The organism is Rahnella sp. BIGb0236 (assembly GCF_004364755.1).
GTDB classification, from domain to species: Bacteria; Pseudomonadota; Gammaproteobacteria; order Enterobacterales; family Enterobacteriaceae; genus Rahnella; species Rahnella victoriana.
The window spans coordinates 76,953-93,990 of sequence record NZ_SOAO01000010.1 but is presented as its reverse complement, the minus strand read 5'-3'; the positions used below and the strand labels follow the sequence as shown (position 1 = coordinate 93,990).

Below are 17,038 nucleotides of genomic sequence, written 5' to 3'. Positions count from 1 at the left end.
AAACCGCGTGCGCTGCAAGGTTCACGCGGTTTTTTATTGCCTGCTATTTCCCGTTGCTTCCCGCTATTTCCAGTAATCCCTGCACAGGGTGATCCACGCCTGTGCGCTGTGTGAAAGATAACTGCCCTGATGCCAGATAAGGCCCAGTTGCCACGGCATCAGCGGATCCAGCGGCAGCCACATCAGCGCGTTTTTATCCAGCCGCTGACAGATAGGTTCCGGCAAAATCGCCACGCCCATGCCGGTCTGCACCATCGCCGCTAAGAAGTCCCACTGTCCGCTGCGGGCCGCTATTTTCGGAGTGAAACCGTGTGACGCAAAGGCATCCATCAGCTGACGGTAAAGGGCAAAATCCTCGTTATAAATCAGGATGCTTTCTTCCGCCAGTTCACTGATCGCCATACGGGTACGGTTCAGCCAGTGCGGCGTACGTGGCACCACGACGCACAGCGGATGACTGAACAGCAGCAAGGAGGCGATGGACGGCACGGCATCGGCGGGCAGGGCGGTGAGCGCCAGATCCAGCTCGCCGGAAATCACCGCCTGTTGCACGGTCAGCCCGCCAAACTCAGAAATTATCAGCTCAATACCGGGATACTTCTGGCGGAAACTGCCGATCAGCGGCGCGATTTGTGTCCCGACCATCGGCGGAATACCCAGCCGCAAATGGCCGGATTTCAGCGAGTTGATGTCTTCCAGTTCCGCTTCCAGCTGACGGAATTCCTCGAGGATATTCAGCCCGCGCTGATACAGCGCCTGGCCGCTGTCGGTCAGCCGTAAACGCCGTCCTTCGCGGATGATCAGCGTGCATTCCAGCTCGTCTTCCAGATGGCGCAGCATTTTGCTGATCGTCGGCTGGGTGACGAACAGTTTTTCCGCCGCGCGGGTAAAGCTTTGCTGGCGAACCACTTCGACAAAATAACGTAAGGTACGGACGTCCATGGGCTGAGGTTTCCCGGTCAGATCGGCGGGTGACAAAGTATTCCAAACTGGAATCATTTTTATGATTTTAATTCATTTCTTTACCGGTTTCCTGCCAGCGTATACTTCATTTTCACTCTTTTTCCTCTTTCGAGGTTGTCCCCATGTTGTTGGCGTTGCGCACTAAAGCGCCGTCCCTGCTGACCCGCTGTCAGATCCCCGTTCAGGTGGTGCTGTACGCGGTGTTATTCGTGATTGCCGATCGTCTGGTCACCACATTGCATCTGCCTTTACCTGCCAACATTGTCGGCATGCTGATGCTTTTGTTGCTGATCATGTTCCGCATTTTGCCGGTGAAATGGGTGAAAGCCGGTTCCCGCTGGCTGCTGGCGGAAATGCTGTTGTTCTTCGTTCCGGCGGTCGTGGCGGTGGTGAATTACGCCCAGTTGCTGATGATTGAGGGCTGGAAAATCTTTCTGGTGATCGGTGTCAGCACCTTGCTGACCCTCGGCGCGACGGCGGTGGTGGTCGATAAGGTGTACCGTCTGGAACAGCGTCTGGCGGCGAGGAAGGCGAGCCGTGACTGATTTGCTTATCAGCGTGTTGTGTTTTGTGATCACGCTCGGGCTGTATTACGCCAACAAAAAACTCTACCGCCAGAAACGCACACTGCTGCTGATGCCGCTGGTATTCACCCCCATCGTGCTGGTGATTTTGCTGGTGGTGACGCACACCTCGTATCAGGATTACATCGGGGAAACGCACTGGCTGTTGTGGCTGCTCGGGCCGTCGACCATCGCGTTTGCGGTGCCGGTTTACGAGAATATGGCGGTGATCCGTCGTCACTGGATGTCGCTGAGTGCAGGCGTGCTGACGGCCATTGTCGTTGCCGTCAGCAGTTCCGTCTGGCTGGCGCGGCTGCTGACCTTGCCGGAAGAAATCCAGCGCAGTCTGGCGGTGCGTTCCATCACCACGCCGTTTGCACTGGCGGCGGCGAAGCAAATGGGCGGCCAGCCGGATCTGGTGGCGCTGTTTGTGGTGATCACTGGCGTGTTCGGCATGGCGGTCGGCGATATGCTGTTTCTGCGTCTGGCGGTGAAAAGCGGCCTGGCGAAAGGTGCCGGATTCGGTGCCGCGTCCCACGGTGCGGGCACCGCACGTGCCTACGAACTGGGTGCCGAAGAAGGCGTGGTGTCGAGTCTGGTGATGATGCTGGCGGGTGTGGTCACCGTGGTGATTGCGCCGATGATCGGGGTAGTGATGTGGTGATGATTAAGGCTCCCTCCCCTGCGAAGGGGATGAGTAAGACGAAAATCAGTTCGGGTTTTATTGCAGCGGAGTGCGAAACACGATTAGCTCCCTCCCCTGCGAAGGGGAGGGCTGGGGTGGGGTGTTAAGGTCAAAAACTACATTCAAAGTATGCTTTAACTTATTGTTTTGTATTTAAAAACCCCTCCCAGCCTCCCCCTTCGCAGGGGGAGGAGCAAAAGCCAAACCTTTAATGGTTCCCCTTTTGTGAAGGGGAGGAGCAAGCTCAATGAATCACCTGTGACAAGAACTCCCGCGTCCTGGCGGATTTCGGATTGGCAAAGAATTCCAGCGGCGGCGCCTGCTCGACGATTTCCCCGCGATCCATAAAGATCACCCGGTCGGCGACGGTTCTCGCAAAGCCCATTTCATGCGTTACACACAACATGGTCATGCCTTCTTCCGCCAGCGTGATCATGGTGTCCAGCACCTCTTTCACCATTTCCGGATCCAACGCAGAAGTCGGTTCGTCGAACAGCATGATTTTCGGCTTCATACACAGCGAGCGGGCGATCGCCACACGCTGTTGCTGACCGCCGGAAAGCTGTCCGGGGAATTTATGCGCATGTTCGGCGATACGGACGCGTTTCAGATAATGCATCGCCAGTTCTTCTGCCTCTTTCTTCGGCATCTTGCGCACCCAGCACGGGGCCAGGGTGCAGTTCTGCAACACGGTCAGATGCGGGAACAGATTGAAGTGCTGGAACACCATACCGACTTCAGTACGCACGCGTTCGATGTTACGCAGATCGTCGTTCAGTTCGGTACCGTCCACCACGATGCGCCCTTGCTGGTGCTCTTCAAGATGGTTGATGCAACGAATGGTCGTTGATTTCCCTGAGCCGGAAGGGCCGCACAGCACGATGCGCTCGCGCGGTTTCACGCTCAGATTGATGTCTTTCAATACGTGGAATTGTCCGTACCACTTATTCACGTTTTCCAGCGTGATCATCATATTTTGGTTTTCTGTGACTTGATGGTCGCTCATGGTTTACCTCAGTGTGCGGAACGTCCGGTGTGAAAGCGTCTTTCCAAATGCTGGCTATAACGCGACATGCTAAAACAGAAAATCCAGTAGACGGCGGCGGCGAAGACGTAGCCTTCGGTCGACATACCGAGCCATTCAGGATCGACGGTGGCTTGCTGGACGCTGCTGAACAGGTCGAACAGGCCGATGATGATCACCAGACTGGTGTCCTTGAACAGCGCGATGATGGTGTTCACCAGACCCGGTATCACCATTTTCAGCGCCTGCGGCAGAATGACTAATCCCTGCGTTTTCCAGTAACCGAGTGCCAGTGATTCAGCAGCTTCGGTCTGGCCCTTCGGCAGCGCCTGTAATCCGCCGCGCACCACTTCCGCGACATACGCCGACTGGAACAGCACCACCCCCACCAGCGCACGCACCAGTTTGTCGATACTTGTCCCTTCGGTCATAAACAGCGGCAGCATCACCGACGACATGAACAGCACGGTGATTAACGGCACGCCGCGCCAGAATTCGATGAAAATCACCGAGAGAATGCGCACGACAGGCAGACGTGAACGACGTGCCAGCGCCAGCATAATGCCCAGCGGTAATGCGCCTGCGATGCCGACCGCAGCGATAATCAGCGTCAGCGTCAGGCCGCCCCACTGGCGGGTTTCGACACGGCTCAGACCGAAGAATCCACCGTACAACATGAACCAGGTGAAAATCGGGAAGAGCACCATCCAGCAGGCAATATATCGCCCGCGGTGTGGCGTGGCTTTAAAGAAGATCGGCGCAAGAGTCAGCAGGCCAACAATCAGCGTGACGTTGATGCGCCAGCGTTGATCGAACGGATACAGCCCGTACATGAACTGGCCGAAACGTGCGTGGATAAACACCCAGCAGGCCCCGGCTTTGGTGCAGTCAGTGCGCGCGGTGCCTACCCAGTTAGCCTGAAAAATCACCCAGTTCAGCAGCGGAGGAATAATCAGCCACATCAGCCATACACAGAACAGCGTCAGCAGGCTGTTAAACCAGCTCGAGAACAGATTTTTACGCGCCCACAGCACGGCGGTACCCATTGGCGTGCCGGGCTTCACGGCTCTGACTCCCGGAGGAAGTGTTGTCATTGTCATGGGGTTCCCTTAACGCTCGACCAGCGCAATACGCCGGTTGTAAATGTTCATCAGGAACGAAATGCCCAGGCTGATGATCAGGTAAACCGACATGGTGATGGCAATGGTTTCAATCGCCTGACCGGTCTGATTCAGCACCGTACCGGCGAACAGCGAAACCATATCCGGATAACCAATTGCGGCAGCCAGAGAGGAGTTTTTAACGATATTGAGATACTGACTGGTCAGCGGCGGAATGATCACCCGCATCGCCTGCGGCAAAATCACCTGACGCAGCGTGACCGGATTCGGCAAGCCTAACGAACGGGCGGCTTCATGCTGACCGTGCGAAACAGACTGAATACCGGAGCGGATCACTTCGGCGATAAACGTCGAGGTATAGACCGATAACGCCAGCGTTAACGCCGCCAGTTCCGGGATCAGCACCATGCCGCCACGGAAGTTAAATCCGCGCAATGCCGGTACATCCCAGTGCAGCGCAGGCCCGAAGAACAGATGCGCTATGGCCGGAAAGACCACCAGCATGGCAATCGCCCACGGCCAGATATGCCAGACGCGTCCGGTGTGGATCTGGCGGAAATGGTTGTAGCGTTGCAGTGCGATGATGCCAAAAATCGCCAGCAGAACGGCGATAAATCCCGCCAGACTGCCCGGTGACAGTTCCGGCGACGGCAGATACAGACCACGGTTACTGACGAACGCCAGATCAAACGCATTCAGGCTCTGGCGCGGTCCCGGCAGGTTGCGCAGTACGGCGAAGTACCAGAAAAAGATTTGCAGCAGCGGAGGAATATTACGGAACGTCTCGATATACACCGTCGAGACTTTACGGATCAGCCAGTTATCGGAGAGACGTCCTAAGCCGATAATGAACCCGAGAATGGAGGCAAAAACGATACACAGCGCGGAAACCAGCAGTGTATTCAGCAAACCGATAACAAATACGCGGGCGTAAGTGTCACCTTCCTGGTAGTCGATAAGATGCTGAACAATGCCGAAACCGGCACCTTTCTCAAGAAACGCAAATCCCGAGGTGATCCCTCGTGTAGTCAGATTGGTAATGGTGTTGTGGAGCAGGTAACCCAGACAGGCTACCAGCAACACCACCGCGACAATTTGGTAAATCCAGGCGCGTACCGCTGGGTTGGTCAGCGAGAACGAAGCCTTTACGGTTGGGCGTTGCGACATAGTAATGACCTCGAAATCCCCGTCGTACTTGACGCCGCAGCTGCGTTGGCTGCACGTGCTCACCCGAATCACTTACCTGAGTAAGCTCATCGGGATTCACTCGTTTGTCGCCTTGCTGCAACGCCAATTACTTTGGGGATTTTGTATGCAATTTCTTAAACAAATCTTATTTTAAAAAACTGGATCAACGGACGGGTGGTGCGTACTGGATCCCGCCTTTATTCCACAATGCGTTCTGACCCCGTTTGATTTTCAGCTCGCTGCCCTGACCGACGTTACGTTCGAAGCTTTCGCCGTAGTTGCCGACTTGTTTCACGATTTTAACCACCCAGTCGTTAGGCACTTTCAGGTCAGCACCGTAAGTACCGGTTTTGCCCAGCAGGTTGCTCATATCCGGTGTGGTCGGGCTGGCGGCCAGCTGATCGACGTTGGCAGAGGTCACGCCCATTTCTTCGGCGTTCAGCATGGCGAACAGTGACCAGCGGACGATCGCCAGCCAGTCTTCATCACCACGGCGAACCACCGGACCCAGAGGCTCTTTAGAGATCACTTCTGGCAGTACGATGAATTCGTTTGGTTTGCCCAGTTTGATACGCAGGGCATACAGCTGAGACTGGTCAGACGCCAGCGTATCGCAACGGCCTGAGTCCAGAGCTTTGGCACTTTCGTCTGAACGGTCGAAGGTCACCGGGGTGTAAGTCATTTTGTTGGCTTTGAAGTAGTCAGCGACGTTCAGCTCGGTATCCGTACCGGCCTGCAGACAGACGGTGGCGCCATCAAGTTCTTTGGCGCTTTTCAGGCCCGCTTTCTGGTGAGTCAGGAAGCCGATACCGTCGTAGTAGTTTACGCCGGCGAAAATCATCCCCATGCCTGCGTCGCGGGAAGAGGTCCAGGTGGTGTTACGGGACAGGATATCCACTTCGCCAGACTGCAGCGCGGTGAAACGCTCTTTCGCCGTCAGCGGGGTGTATTTCACTTTTTCAGAATCACCAAACACGGCTGCTGCCACCGCGCGGCAGACGTCAACGTCGATACCGGTGAATTTGCCTTTGGAGTCAGCGTAAGAGAAGCCCGGCAGGCCGTCGCTGATACCGCATTGAACAAATCCTTTCTTTTTAACTGCATCCAGAGTGGTACCTGCATGAGCCTGACCAGCCAGTGTCACGAAGCTTGCTGCGGCAATCAGCGTTGAGAGCAATATTTTTTTCATAAAGCGTCCTGTGAGACAAAACTGAAAATTATTATTGTATGAGTGCCGGAGCACCCTGTCTGTTTATGGGGCAACGCCCTCTGCACCTGTCTTTGCAAAGGGAGTGCCAACATCGAAAACGCCCCGTCAATCAAGTCACGTAGAGGAATTGCACAGTAACATTGACGGGGCTTATAAAATTTATTGCCCCGTTTCAGTGCGCGGTCAATGTGGCTGCTTTAAAAGAGTGCGGAATATTTCAATATTGGAGTGCAGATCGCGCAGTTTGCAGCGAAGTGAAATGTACGGTCATATTTGGAAAAAAATTGAGGCGAAACGATGAGTAAATCTCTCAGACCGGCGGGTCTGAGAGAGATATCGGTATGACGGGATCGGAAGCAGGGACGTTATCAGTGCAGCGGGGCGACTTATTTGGTCTGGTCTTTACTGCCCTGGATCAGTTTGCGGGCGGCAGCAATCTGGTCGTTGTCCGGCGCTTTGGGTTTGGCTTTATTGAGTGCCGTGCTGAGGCCGGAACGGCCCCAAAGGTCAAAGCCGTCATCTTCTTTCAGATGATCAAAGATGGAAGGGGTCGCATCGGTTTTTTTAGCCATGAGGATTACCGGTCTCTTAGTGGAGGTTATGAAAAGAAAAAGCCCGACGCGGTGGCATCGGGCTGGGTGTTTTATCACATCGGGCGCTTATCGATAAAGCGAAGGCGCACCCGCCGGGCGGGTTTTAAAGCGGCGGTGCAGCCAGAGGTACTGATCCGGCGCGCGCATGATCTCTTTTTCGATCACGCGGTTCATGTAGGCCGCTGCGGCCATTTCGTCATCGATAGGGTAATCCTGCAATTGCGGCTGAATGACCAGCTCGTAACCTTTACCGCAGGCTTTACGCACCAGCACCACGGTCACCAGCGCCGGTTTTGCCAGACGGGCCAGCATGAACGTGCCGCTGGTGGTGGCGGCCTGATCAACGGCAAACAGTGGCGCAAATACGCTGCCGCGCGGGCCGTAATCCTGATCCGGTGCAAACCAGACGGCTTCGCCCTTTTTCAGCGCGTGAACCATGCCGCGTAAATCTTTGCGATCCAGCATCGCTTTGTTGGAACGCATACGGCCCCAGGTCTGCACGAATTCCATCGCTTTATTGTTGTGCGGACGGTACATCGCCATCATCGGCTGGCACAGACCCATCGCGCGGCCTCCCAGTTCGAGAGACATAAAGTGCACGCCAATCACCAGCACGCCTTTGTTGTTTTCCTGCGCCTTTTTCAGGTTGTGCAGGCCGCTGACATCAAACCAGCGTTTTACCCGGGCGTCCGACCAGAACCAGGCCATGCCGGTTTCCAGCAGACCCATACCGAGGGATTCAAAGTTGCTGATAATACGGGCTTCAACCTGATCGGCGCTCAGATCCGGGAAGCACAGTTGCAGGTTGCGACGTGTAATAGACACGCGGCGTTTCAGAAAACGCATCGACGTGCGGCCGAGCCAGTTCCCCAGACGGTATAACACCGGATAAGGAAGCTGAACCAGCAGGAACAAGACGCCAAGGCCAAACCAGGTCAGCCAGTAACGTGGATGTAAAAATGATGCGCGAAAACGAGGAGAGGTCATAAAAGCCTAATCATCTGCATTTAAAAAAAACCGGGGTAACGCGTCAGGAGTTGGCTCAGTCGCGATACGGATTGTCTGTCAAAGAGTGGGACAACAGGGGTGTGTAAACGTTTTCGGTAACACACAAATTGACTCACTTTTACCTTATCGAGACACAATTAAAAGGCGGGATCGCGAAGCTGAAGGGCTGTCCGTAGGCGTTGAGCGAGGCGAATACGACTCTTGTCACAAGTATAACATGCAGCGTGATCGAACCGCAGAGGGTAATTGTCCGATAAACGCACTATTTACTGTTTATTTACGTGTGGGTTTGCACAAAAAAACGAAAAGGTTACGGAAAGAAGGGATTAGCTTTTGGAACCCGAAACCTCCCCAGTATGATATTTCAGCATGCTCCTTTCGCAAAGCATGCTGAACAGGCATATCAGCGGTAGAGCGGGTTGCTCATCACGGAATAGCGGCCACTGCCATACAGCGCAATCACGACGGCTGCCATAAAGTAGTAGATGATATCTTCAATCGCCCACGCCCCGACCGGAGACAGCGCGAAGGTATGATGAATACCCACCATCAGCCAGGCGACGATCATGGTCGCGGCCGCCGAAAGTGCCGCGAGACGGGTGAAAATGCCCAGCATCATCATAACCGGGGCGATGACTTCGCCGATAATCACGCCATAAGCGACAAACGCCGGAATGCCATAACCTGCCAGCATGCCCTGAATACCGCCCAGCCCGTCATGCAGTTTATGCCAGCCATGAAAAATCAGCAGGCCGTAGGTGAGCCGCAGCAGCAAAATGGCCAGATCCGGTTTGTTCAGCGCCGCGGTAAAACGGAGATAAAGTTGCTTCATCAGTGTGACTCCAGGAGACGTATTATTGTCTCTATAAGGTAATTCTTAATCACTGAATGCGGCGGATAATTATTCTCATTTGGGTTGATCTGCGTTAGGTTTTGCGCAAATTTTCGGCTAAAGGTTTGCGGGTAAAGCAGAAAACAAAAAGGCGCTCCCCTTGCGGAAAAGCGCCTTTTTAAGACATCGACTGATTAGTATCAGTTCATGCCGTATTTTTTCAATTTCTTACGCAGCGTACCGCGGTTGATACCCATCATCAGGGCCGCACGAGTCTGGTTGCCACGGGTGTACTGCATCACCATGTCTAACAGTGGCTGTTCAACTTCAGCCAATACCAACTCATACAGGTCATTCACGTCCTGACCATTCAATTGAGCAAAATAGCCCTTAAGTGCTTGTTTTACCGAGTCACGCAGGGGTTTTTGGGTTACCTGATCCTGAGAATTAACGGTAGAAACGGTCAGTACGTCAGAATTCACGCGTTGTTCGAACATAGTTCTGTCAGCTCTTTTTTGTTACGCAAGATTTTCGAAATATGCTTCCAACGCCTCCAGCTGTTCGCTGGCATCCTCTATGGCGTTGAAGGAGCGCCGAAACTGGTCATTTGGGGCATGCTCCTGGAGATACCAGGAAACGTGCTTACGGGCGATACGGAATCCCTTGCCTTGACCGTAAAAGTCGTGCAATTCCCGTACGTGCCCTAGTAACAAGCGCTGAACCTCACCCATAGGAGGTGGAGGTAACAGCTCCCCTGTGTCCAGATAATGCTGGATTTCCCGGAAGATCCAGGGTCTCCCCTGAGCGGCACGTCCTATCATCAGAGCATCAGCTCCGGTGTAGTCGAGCACCGCCCTGGCTTTATGCGGGTCAGTTATGTCGCCATTCGCGATAATCGGAATGGAAACACTCTGCTTAACTGTCCGAATACTGTCGTACTCTGCTTCTCCATTGAAGAGGCAGGCACGGGTTCGGCCATGAATCGTCAGGGCCTGAATTCCACAGTCTTCAGCCAATTGGGCAATTTGTACACAGTTACGGTGTTCCGGTGCCCATCCAGTACGAATTTTCAACGTGACTGGCACATCTACCGCATTCACAACGGTAGTCAGGATTTGTTTCACCAAATCCGGATACTGCAATAATGCAGAACCTGCCAGTTTGCGGTTCACTTTCTTGGCCGGGCAGCCCATATTGATATCAATGATTTGCGCACCGCTTTCCACGTTAATTCGTGCAGCAGCCGCCATATCGTCGGGGTCACAACCGGCAATTTGCACGGCGCGGATCCCCGGTTCATCGTTATGTACCATGCGCAAACGTGACTTATCCGTCCGCCACACCTCCGGATTGGAGGAGAGCATTTCAGATACTGCCATTCCAGCCCCCATCGCATGACATAAGGCACGAAATGGTCGGTCTGTGATACCGGCCATCGGGGCCGCAATCAGGCAATTTGTAAGCTGGTGGTGTCCGATGCGCATGAACTAGGAATGACCATACTGATGTCCGCAAGGGCGCGTATATTACGCATTTTCGCCACGATATGAAAGGCCAAACTTTGAGCAATTCATGAAGAAAAACCCTTGCCAGGGGTGAAATACAGCGGGATTTGTTTTTTTATCGAGGTTTTACATTGAGTTATGTGATGGCGGTCAAATTGTGCGCTTCAGCAAATTCCTAATATCTCTCTGAATCATCCTGTTATATCAGTTGATTCTAAGGGTAGATTTGTCGTTTTAAGCAGCAACAACCACAAAAATCCGTGATGCGGATCTCTTTTTGTTCAAAAAGTGACTCATTTTCAGAAAGCTTAACAAGCGGCAGAAAGAAGCGCAGAAAGGGTATCTGCGCCTCTTCACTCAGAGCAGATTATTCGGCGACAACCACGCGACCGTGCAGACCCTGTACAGGGCGGTTATTTGCATGATGCATCGCATGCCGGAATTTCTCCAGTTGCGCTTCAGACAGCGTCTGAGGCTGTTTAACGACCAGCCAGCGAACGCCTTCCGTGCAGGGAGGGGTGGTCAGCGAACCGCTGAACCGGTAATGGGTCAGATCTTTTGGCAGCAGGCCATCAAGACTGACTTTTTGTTTCAGCGCGACAGGCTCGCCCGCCTTTTCCGGCATCTGCTGCCAGATTTTTTCCAGTTCAGCATTGGCCTTGCCGGTTTCAAACATCACGGCAATCACCGCAATTTCACCGTCCGCATTCATATGAACAAAGTGCGCTTCCATCGGGAAGGATTTCCCGTTGAGGGTATTTTCGCTCGGGGAATGGAAGTGGAATTGCTGAAGGACGAATTTTTCGCCGTCGAGGGTGACGAAATCTCCCTCCCGGACGTTCACCTGCACGCTGTGGCCGTTATTGATGACGCTGACCGGCGGCAGCTGATAGCTGAGGTTCAGCGGGCGAGGGTGCACTTCCAGTGCATCTTTGATATCGATAGGTGACTGCGCTTTGCCTTGCTCACACAGATGGAAGTCGGGGCTGAGTTTCGACCAGTTTTGCGGGGCGGCCTCGCCATCATAGGACCAGTGTGGCGCTTCATTTGCGAAGACGGGCAGGGCGGTCACTGACAGCGTCAGGGCGGCCAGCGCGGCAGAGAGAATTGTTCCTTTCACGAGATATCCCTTTCATTTAATGAGTAATAAAACCTCGCGAAGTGTAAGGGTTTTGTGCGGCAGGAGAAATATGAGAAAAGGCCGGAATTGGACTTTAGGGGAAAACCCGCTCTTTCTGCACAAGCAGAAAAAGCGGGAGACGATAAATCAGGCTTTTTTAACCCCGGTAATGCGGCACCATTCTTCTTTCTCGGCCACCGCATCCAGTTCAAATTTATCGTTGTAGGCATCCGCCACGCTTTGCGCCTGGCTGGCCAGTACGCCGGAAAGCCCCAGATGGCCGCCCGCGACCGGCAATACGCTGATAAGCGGTGCCAGCTCACGCAGAGGACCGGCCAGAATGTTAGCGACGACCACGTCGGCTGACAGGTTCTCAGGCTGATCTTTCGGCAGATACAGCGACAGACGCTCTGAAACGCCATTACGCTCTGCGTTATCACGGCTGGCCTGAATCGCCTGCGGATCGATGTCGATCCCGACCACGTGTTTTGCGCCGAGCTTCAGGGCCGCGATCGCCAGAATGCCGGAGCCGCAACCGAAGTCGATCACCGTTTTATCGGTCAGATCCAGACTGTCGAGCCATTGCAGGCACATCGCGGTGGTCGGATGGGTGCCGGTACCAAACGCCAGACCCGGATCCAGCATCACGTTCACCGCATCCGGATCCGGCACATCGCGCCAGCTCGGGCAAATCCACAGACGTTCGCCAAAACGCATCGGGTGGAAATTATCCATCCATTCGCGTTCCCAGTCTTTGTCTTCGAGTTGCTCAATTTTGTGCACAAACCCTTTACCCAGCAGCGGTTCGTTTTCCAGCATGGCGACCACTTCGGCCATGTCGGTTTCTGCATCGTAAAGGCCGATAGCATCGGTATCGCCCCACAGCAGGGTTTCGCCCGGCAGGGGTTCGAAGACCGGATTATCGTGTGTGTCCTGGAAAGTCACGGACACGGCGCCACTTTCGATAAGCGCGTCGCTCAGCGTTTCCGCGTCGTTACCGGTGGTATTAATTTTCAGTTGGATCCAAGGCATAGCCATTCTCTTCTTAACAATCTGTAAAATCAGTGCCGCCCGGTCAGGACGGCTTGAATGCGGTTTCGCGTGGCGGTTTGCCAAAGGTATTGCCGACATAAAACGCCAGCAGACTCAGCAACAGCGACGGCACAATCGGGTGCAGACCGGCAATATGCAGGTCGATACTGGCGAGCAGGGTATAACAAACCGCGCCAACAATCATTGAGCTGAGCGCGCCCGTGGCATTGGCCCGTTCCCAGTACAAACCGAGCACCAGCGGCCACAGGAACACCGCTTCCAGCCCGCCGAACGCCAGCAGGTTAAGCCAGATAATCATTTCCGGCGGACGCCATGCGGCCAGCAGCACCAGTAAACCCAGCACAAAGGTTGCCCAGCTTGAGAAGCGTTTTAACTTGCGCTCGTTGGTCAGCTGTTCCGGTTTCACGCCGAGGTATAAGTCTTTAACGATAGTCGCAGATGACTGCAAAAGCTGTGCATTGATGGTCGACATAATGGCGGCCATCGGCGCGGCAAGGAAGATACCGGCGGCGTAAGGCGGCAGCACGGTGATCATCAGCGTCGGGATCACCTGATCGGGAATTTTCAGATCAGGCAAAACCGCGCGCCCGAGTGCCCCCGCCAGATGCATACCGAACATCAGCACCGCGACCACCAGCGTGCCGAGCACAATGCCCCGGTGCACGGCCTTGCTGTCTTTGTAGGAGATACAGCGCACGGCGGTATGCGGCAGGCCAATCACGCCAAAGCAAACCAATACCCAGAAAGACGCCATAAACGGCAGTGAAAGGACGTCACCTCCGCCATGCACGGACACCAGTTTAGGGTCGATTTGCTGGAGTTTATCCACTGCGCTGTGCAGGCCACCGGCGGCGTGGATCACCGCGACCAGCAGCAAAATGGTGCCCAGAAGCATCACCAGCCCCTGCATGGCGTCGTTCAGCACGCTGGCACGGAAGCCGCCAAACGCGGTATACAGCGCAATGCTGACACCGAAAATCAGCAGACCGGTGTCGTAAGGAATCCCCGCGGCGGTTTCCAGCAGGCGTGCGCCACCGATGAACTGCACGGTCATCGCCCCCAGAAACGCCACCAGCAGGCTCAGGCTGGCCAGCCAGACCAGCAGACGGCTCTGATAGCGGGCAAACAGCATGTCATTCAACGTGACCGCGTTGTAGCGGCGCGCCAGAATGGCGAATTTTTTACCCAGTACGCCCAGCGACAGCCAGACGGCAGGCAGCTGGATCATCGCCAGTAATACCCAGCCCAGCCCAAATTTGTACGCTGCGCCGGGGCCGCCAATAAACGAGCTGGCGCTGATATAGGTAGCGGTCAGGGTCATGGCCAGCACGAAACCGCCCATCGACCGGTTACCGAGGAAATATTCGGTCAGGAAGTTGCCCTGTTCGCGGCGGGTATAGGCATAAACCGACAGCCCGAACACCAGCAGCAGATAGGCGATCAACGGTAATAAGACTTCAGTCTGCATCACTGTCCTCCAGCGGAATTTCGCGGTAAATCACGCGAACCATCAGCCAGCTTAAAAGAACGAATATCAGCGGAACCAGCAGGCAGGCCATTTCAAACCAGTGCGGCAGGCCGGTGATGCCCTGTTTATCGTCAGGAATATAAGCCGCACAGCCCCAGGCCAGCAGATAGGCGATCGTCAGCCCAAATGCCCAGCGGGCCTCGCGGTTAGCCTGTAAGAAACGTGTATCCAACGCCATTTACTTGTCTCCCCTCTGAACGTAAAAAAGGCCGGAATATCCGGCCTTGATAAGAGAGTACGCAACGGTACGGTCTTTTTATTTTTCCTGCAAACCGAGTTTTTTCTCGAGATAGTGGATGTTAGTGCCACCGTGCTCGAAGTTCTCGTCGTTCATAATGCGCATTTGCAGGTCAATGTTGGTTTTGATGCCGTCGATGATCAGTTCTGCCAGCGCATTTTTCATGCGGGCGATGGCCACTTCACGGGTTTCACCGTAAGTGATCAGTTTACCGATCATGGAATCGTAGTACGGAGGCACCGTGTAGCCTGCGTAAATGTGCGATTCCCAACGAACACCGAAGCCGCCAGGTGCGTGGAAGCGGGTGATTTTGCCCGGGCTTGGCAGGAAGGTGTTTGGGTCTTCCGCGTTAATACGGCATTCCACCGCATGGCCTTTGACTTTCACTTCGCTTTGTTTGATCGACAGAGGCTGGCCGGACGCAATGCGCAGCTGTTCTTTGATCAAATCCACACCGGTGATCATCTCGGTAACCGGATGCTCAACCTGGATACGGGTGTTCATTTCGATGAAGAAGAACTCCCCGTTTTCATACAGGAACTCGAACGTCCCTGCACCACGGTAGCCGATATCCACACAGGCTTTGGCGCAACGTTCGCCGATGAAACGACGAAGTTCTTCCGTAATGCCCGGTGCCGGCGCTTCTTCCACGACTTTCTGGTGACGGCGCTGCATGGAGCAGTCACGTTCTGCCAGATAAACCGCGTTGCCCTGACCATCGGCCAGTACCTGAATTTCCACGTGACGTGGGTTTTCCAGGTATTTTTCCATATAAACCATGTCGTTGTTGAAGGCCGCTTTGGCTTCAGCACGGGTCATGTTGATGGACTGCTCGAGATCTTTGTCGCTGCGCACCACACGCATACCACGACCACCGCCGCCGCCAGAGGCTTTGATGATGACCGGATAGCCGATGCGTTTTGCGAAGCCACGGTTTTGATCCATGTCGTCGCCCAGCGGGCCGTCAGAGCCAGGTACACAAGGTACGCCAGCCGCTTTCATCGCGTGGATCGCAGAAACTTTATCGCCCATCAGACGGATAGTTTCCGCTTTCGGGCCGATGAAGATAAAACCAGAACGCTCAACCTGCTCTGCAAAATCCGCATTCTCGGACAGGAAACCGTAGCCCGGGTGGATAGCCACCGCGCCAGTGATTTCCGCCGCAGCGATAATGGCAGGGATGTTCAGATAGCTTTTTACTGAAGGTGCAGGGCCGATACAGACGGTTTCGTCTGCCAGCAGCACGTGTTTCAGGTCACGGTCAGCGGTGGAGTGCACAGCAACGGTTTTGATGCCCATTTCTTTACAGGCACGCAAAATACGCAGGGCAATCTCGCCGCGGTTCGCGATAACAATTTTATCTACCATGGTACGCCTCGTTATTCGATGACGACCAGCGGCTCGTCGAATTCAACCGGTTGGCCGCTTTCTACCAGAATTGCTTTAACAACACCGGATTTGTCTGCTTCGATTTGGTTCATCATTTTCATCGCTTCAACGATACACAGGGTATCGCCGGCGTTCACTTTCTGACCCACTTCGATGAAGGCTTTTGCGTCCGGGCTTGGCGTACGGTAGAAGGTCCCTACCATCGGTGAACGGACGATATGACCGCTGATGGCAGCCGGTGCAGCTTCTGCGGGTGCAGCCGCTGGCGCAACCGCAGCAGCCAGACCTGGCTGTTGGACAGGCATAGCGTAAGCCTGTTGCATCATAGGATAAGCCTGCGCAGGTGCAGCACGGCTGATACGAACTGACTCTTCACCTTCAGAAATTTCCAGTTCAGAAATACCTGATTCTTCAACCAGTTCGATCAGTTTTTTGATTTTACGAATATCCATGGGTGTGATTCCGTACTCTTTTTGCGTAGAAATTAGTGGGTTTTTGACAAGCGGTTAACCGCTGCCTGTAATGCAAAGTGGTAGCCATCTGCGCCAAGTCCGCAAATAACGCCCACTGCGATGTCGGAAAGATAAGAATGGTGCCGGAACGCTTCGCGGGCATGTACATTCGACAGATGGATCTCGATAAACGGAATCGATACCCCCAGTAATGCATCGCGCAGCGCCACGCTGGTATGGGTAAAGGCCGCGGGATTGATCAGAATAAAATCGACGTTTCCGCGTGCCTGATGAATACGTTCAATCAGGACATGTTCTGCGTTGGATTGCAGATGGCTCAGTGCCACACCGGCAGCGGCAGCCTGAACTTCCAAACCTTTAACAATATCGTTGAGCGTGGTGTGTCCGTACGTTTCAGGCTCACGGGTCCCTAACAAATTCAGGTTAGGACCGTTCAGTAGCAAAATGTCAAACTTATGCGCCATTGTGAGCCTATCTCCGGCAATTAGACAAAGATTGTAGAAAATACCCTGATGTCACCGATTTGTCACCTATTTCGCGGCAAA

General features: G+C 54.2%; 19 protein-coding genes. 2 read left to right on the top strand and 17 right to left on the bottom strand.

Translation table 11 applies throughout. The features are described from left to right. Positions 1 to 63: 63 nt before the first annotated feature. Positions 64 to 942 (bottom strand): LysR family transcriptional regulator, encoded by an 879-nt coding sequence (locus tag EDF78_RS18630; RefSeq protein WP_095925260.1) that lies wholly within the window; start codon positions 940 to 942, stop codon positions 64 to 66. 143 nt (positions 943 to 1,085) lie between these two features. Here EDF78_RS18630 and EDF78_RS18625 point away from each other — a divergent pair, with 143 nt between their 5' ends. Together EDF78_RS18625 and EDF78_RS18620 are read left to right on the top strand one after the other, a co-directional pair. Continuing rightward, on the top strand, positions 1,086 to 1,508 hold the full coding sequence (locus EDF78_RS18625; protein WP_119823181.1) for a CidA/LrgA family protein: 423 nt from the start codon (positions 1,086 to 1,088) through the stop codon (positions 1,506 to 1,508). Further along, positions 1,501 to 2,190 (top strand): LrgB family protein, encoded by a 690-nt coding sequence (locus tag EDF78_RS18620; RefSeq protein WP_095924376.1) that lies wholly within the window; start codon positions 1,501 to 1,503, stop codon positions 2,188 to 2,190. The genes EDF78_RS18625 and EDF78_RS18620 overlap by 8 nt, the downstream gene beginning before the upstream one ends. A 265-nt stretch (positions 2,191 to 2,455) precedes the next feature. On the opposite strand, the gene EDF78_RS18615 is transcribed toward EDF78_RS18620, so the two are convergent. From EDF78_RS18615 to aroQ, 16 genes are all read right to left on the bottom strand, one after another. Continuing rightward, on the bottom strand, positions 2,456 to 3,217 hold the full coding sequence (locus tag EDF78_RS18615) for an amino acid ABC transporter ATP-binding protein (protein ID WP_013577309.1): 762 nt from the start codon (positions 3,215 to 3,217) through the stop codon (positions 2,456 to 2,458). Between the two features lie 8 nt (positions 3,218 to 3,225). Beyond that, entirely contained in the window at positions 3,226 to 4,329 is a 1,104-nt protein-coding gene (locus EDF78_RS18610) for an amino acid ABC transporter permease (protein ID WP_095925261.1), read from the bottom strand. 15 nt (positions 4,330 to 4,344) lie between these two features. Beyond that, positions 4,345 to 5,523 (bottom strand): amino acid ABC transporter permease, encoded by a 1,179-nt coding sequence (locus tag EDF78_RS18605; RefSeq protein WP_095924377.1) that lies wholly within the window; start codon positions 5,521 to 5,523, stop codon positions 4,345 to 4,347. A gap of 184 nt (positions 5,524 to 5,707) precedes the next feature. Further along, on the bottom strand, positions 5,708 to 6,733 hold the full coding sequence (locus tag EDF78_RS18600) for an amino acid ABC transporter substrate-binding protein (protein WP_095924378.1): 1,026 nt from the start codon (positions 6,731 to 6,733) through the stop codon (positions 5,708 to 5,710). A gap of 407 nt (positions 6,734 to 7,140) precedes the next feature. Further along, positions 7,141 to 7,326, bottom strand: a complete 186-nt coding sequence (locus tag EDF78_RS18595) for a hypothetical protein (protein WP_119823090.1) — start codon at positions 7,324 to 7,326, stop codon at positions 7,141 to 7,143. Positions 7,327 to 7,413: 87 nt separating this feature from the next. Beyond that, on the bottom strand, positions 7,414 to 8,334 hold the full coding sequence (lpxP, locus tag EDF78_RS18590; RefSeq protein ID WP_095924380.1) for a kdo(2)-lipid IV(A) palmitoleoyltransferase: 921 nt from the start codon (positions 8,332 to 8,334) through the stop codon (positions 7,414 to 7,416). A 424-nt stretch (positions 8,335 to 8,758) separates the two neighbouring features. Beyond that, positions 8,759 to 9,187 carry a DoxX family protein gene (locus tag EDF78_RS18585; protein ID WP_095924381.1) on the bottom strand — a complete coding sequence of 143 codons (429 nt, stop codon included), beginning with the start codon at positions 9,185 to 9,187 and terminating at the stop codon, positions 8,759 to 8,761. A gap of 200 nt (positions 9,188 to 9,387) precedes the next feature. After that, positions 9,388 to 9,684 carry a DNA-binding transcriptional regulator Fis gene (fis, locus tag EDF78_RS18580; protein WP_004097144.1) on the bottom strand — a complete coding sequence of 99 codons (297 nt, stop codon included), beginning with the start codon at positions 9,682 to 9,684 and terminating at the stop codon, positions 9,388 to 9,390. Positions 9,685 to 9,705: 21 nt separating this feature from the next. Next, a complete protein-coding gene (gene dusB, locus EDF78_RS18575) occupies positions 9,706 to 10,671 on the bottom strand; it encodes a tRNA dihydrouridine synthase DusB (RefSeq protein WP_095924382.1) in 966 nt (321 codons plus the stop codon). 388 nt (positions 10,672 to 11,059) lie between these two features. Then, positions 11,060 to 11,812, bottom strand: coding sequence for a carbonic anhydrase family protein (locus EDF78_RS18570; RefSeq protein WP_133823631.1), 753 nt, complete (start codon positions 11,810 to 11,812; stop codon positions 11,060 to 11,062). Positions 11,813 to 11,959: 147 nt separating this feature from the next. After that, the gene (gene prmA / locus EDF78_RS18565) at positions 11,960 to 12,844 is read right to left on the bottom strand and encodes a 50S ribosomal protein L11 methyltransferase (protein WP_095924384.1); all 885 of its coding nucleotides are present in this window, start codon (positions 12,842 to 12,844) and stop codon (positions 11,960 to 11,962) included. A gap of 43 nt (positions 12,845 to 12,887) precedes the next feature. Further along, the gene (panF, locus tag EDF78_RS18560) at positions 12,888 to 14,333 is read right to left on the bottom strand and encodes a sodium/pantothenate symporter (protein WP_095924385.1); all 1,446 of its coding nucleotides are present in this window, start codon (positions 14,331 to 14,333) and stop codon (positions 12,888 to 12,890) included. Next, positions 14,323 to 14,565, bottom strand: a complete 243-nt coding sequence (locus tag EDF78_RS18555) for a YhdT family protein (RefSeq protein ID WP_119823095.1) — start codon at positions 14,563 to 14,565, stop codon at positions 14,323 to 14,325. Before EDF78_RS18555 ends, panF begins: the two co-directional genes overlap by 11 nt. Positions 14,566 to 14,649: 84 nt before the next feature. Then, complete coding sequence (gene accC, locus EDF78_RS18550; protein WP_095924386.1) at positions 14,650 to 15,999, bottom strand: acetyl-CoA carboxylase biotin carboxylase subunit; 1,350 nt, start codon at positions 15,997 to 15,999, stop codon at positions 14,650 to 14,652. Positions 16,000 to 16,010: 11 nt separating this feature from the next. Beyond that, positions 16,011 to 16,472: an acetyl-CoA carboxylase biotin carboxyl carrier protein gene (accB, locus tag EDF78_RS18545; protein WP_095924387.1), complete on the bottom strand. Its 462-nt coding sequence runs from the start codon at positions 16,470 to 16,472 to the stop codon at positions 16,011 to 16,013. A 32-nt stretch (positions 16,473 to 16,504) separates the two neighbouring features. After that, positions 16,505 to 16,957 (bottom strand): type II 3-dehydroquinate dehydratase, encoded by a 453-nt coding sequence (aroQ, locus tag EDF78_RS18540; protein WP_095924388.1) that lies wholly within the window; start codon positions 16,955 to 16,957, stop codon positions 16,505 to 16,507. Between the last annotated feature and the right edge of the window lie 81 nt (positions 16,958 to 17,038).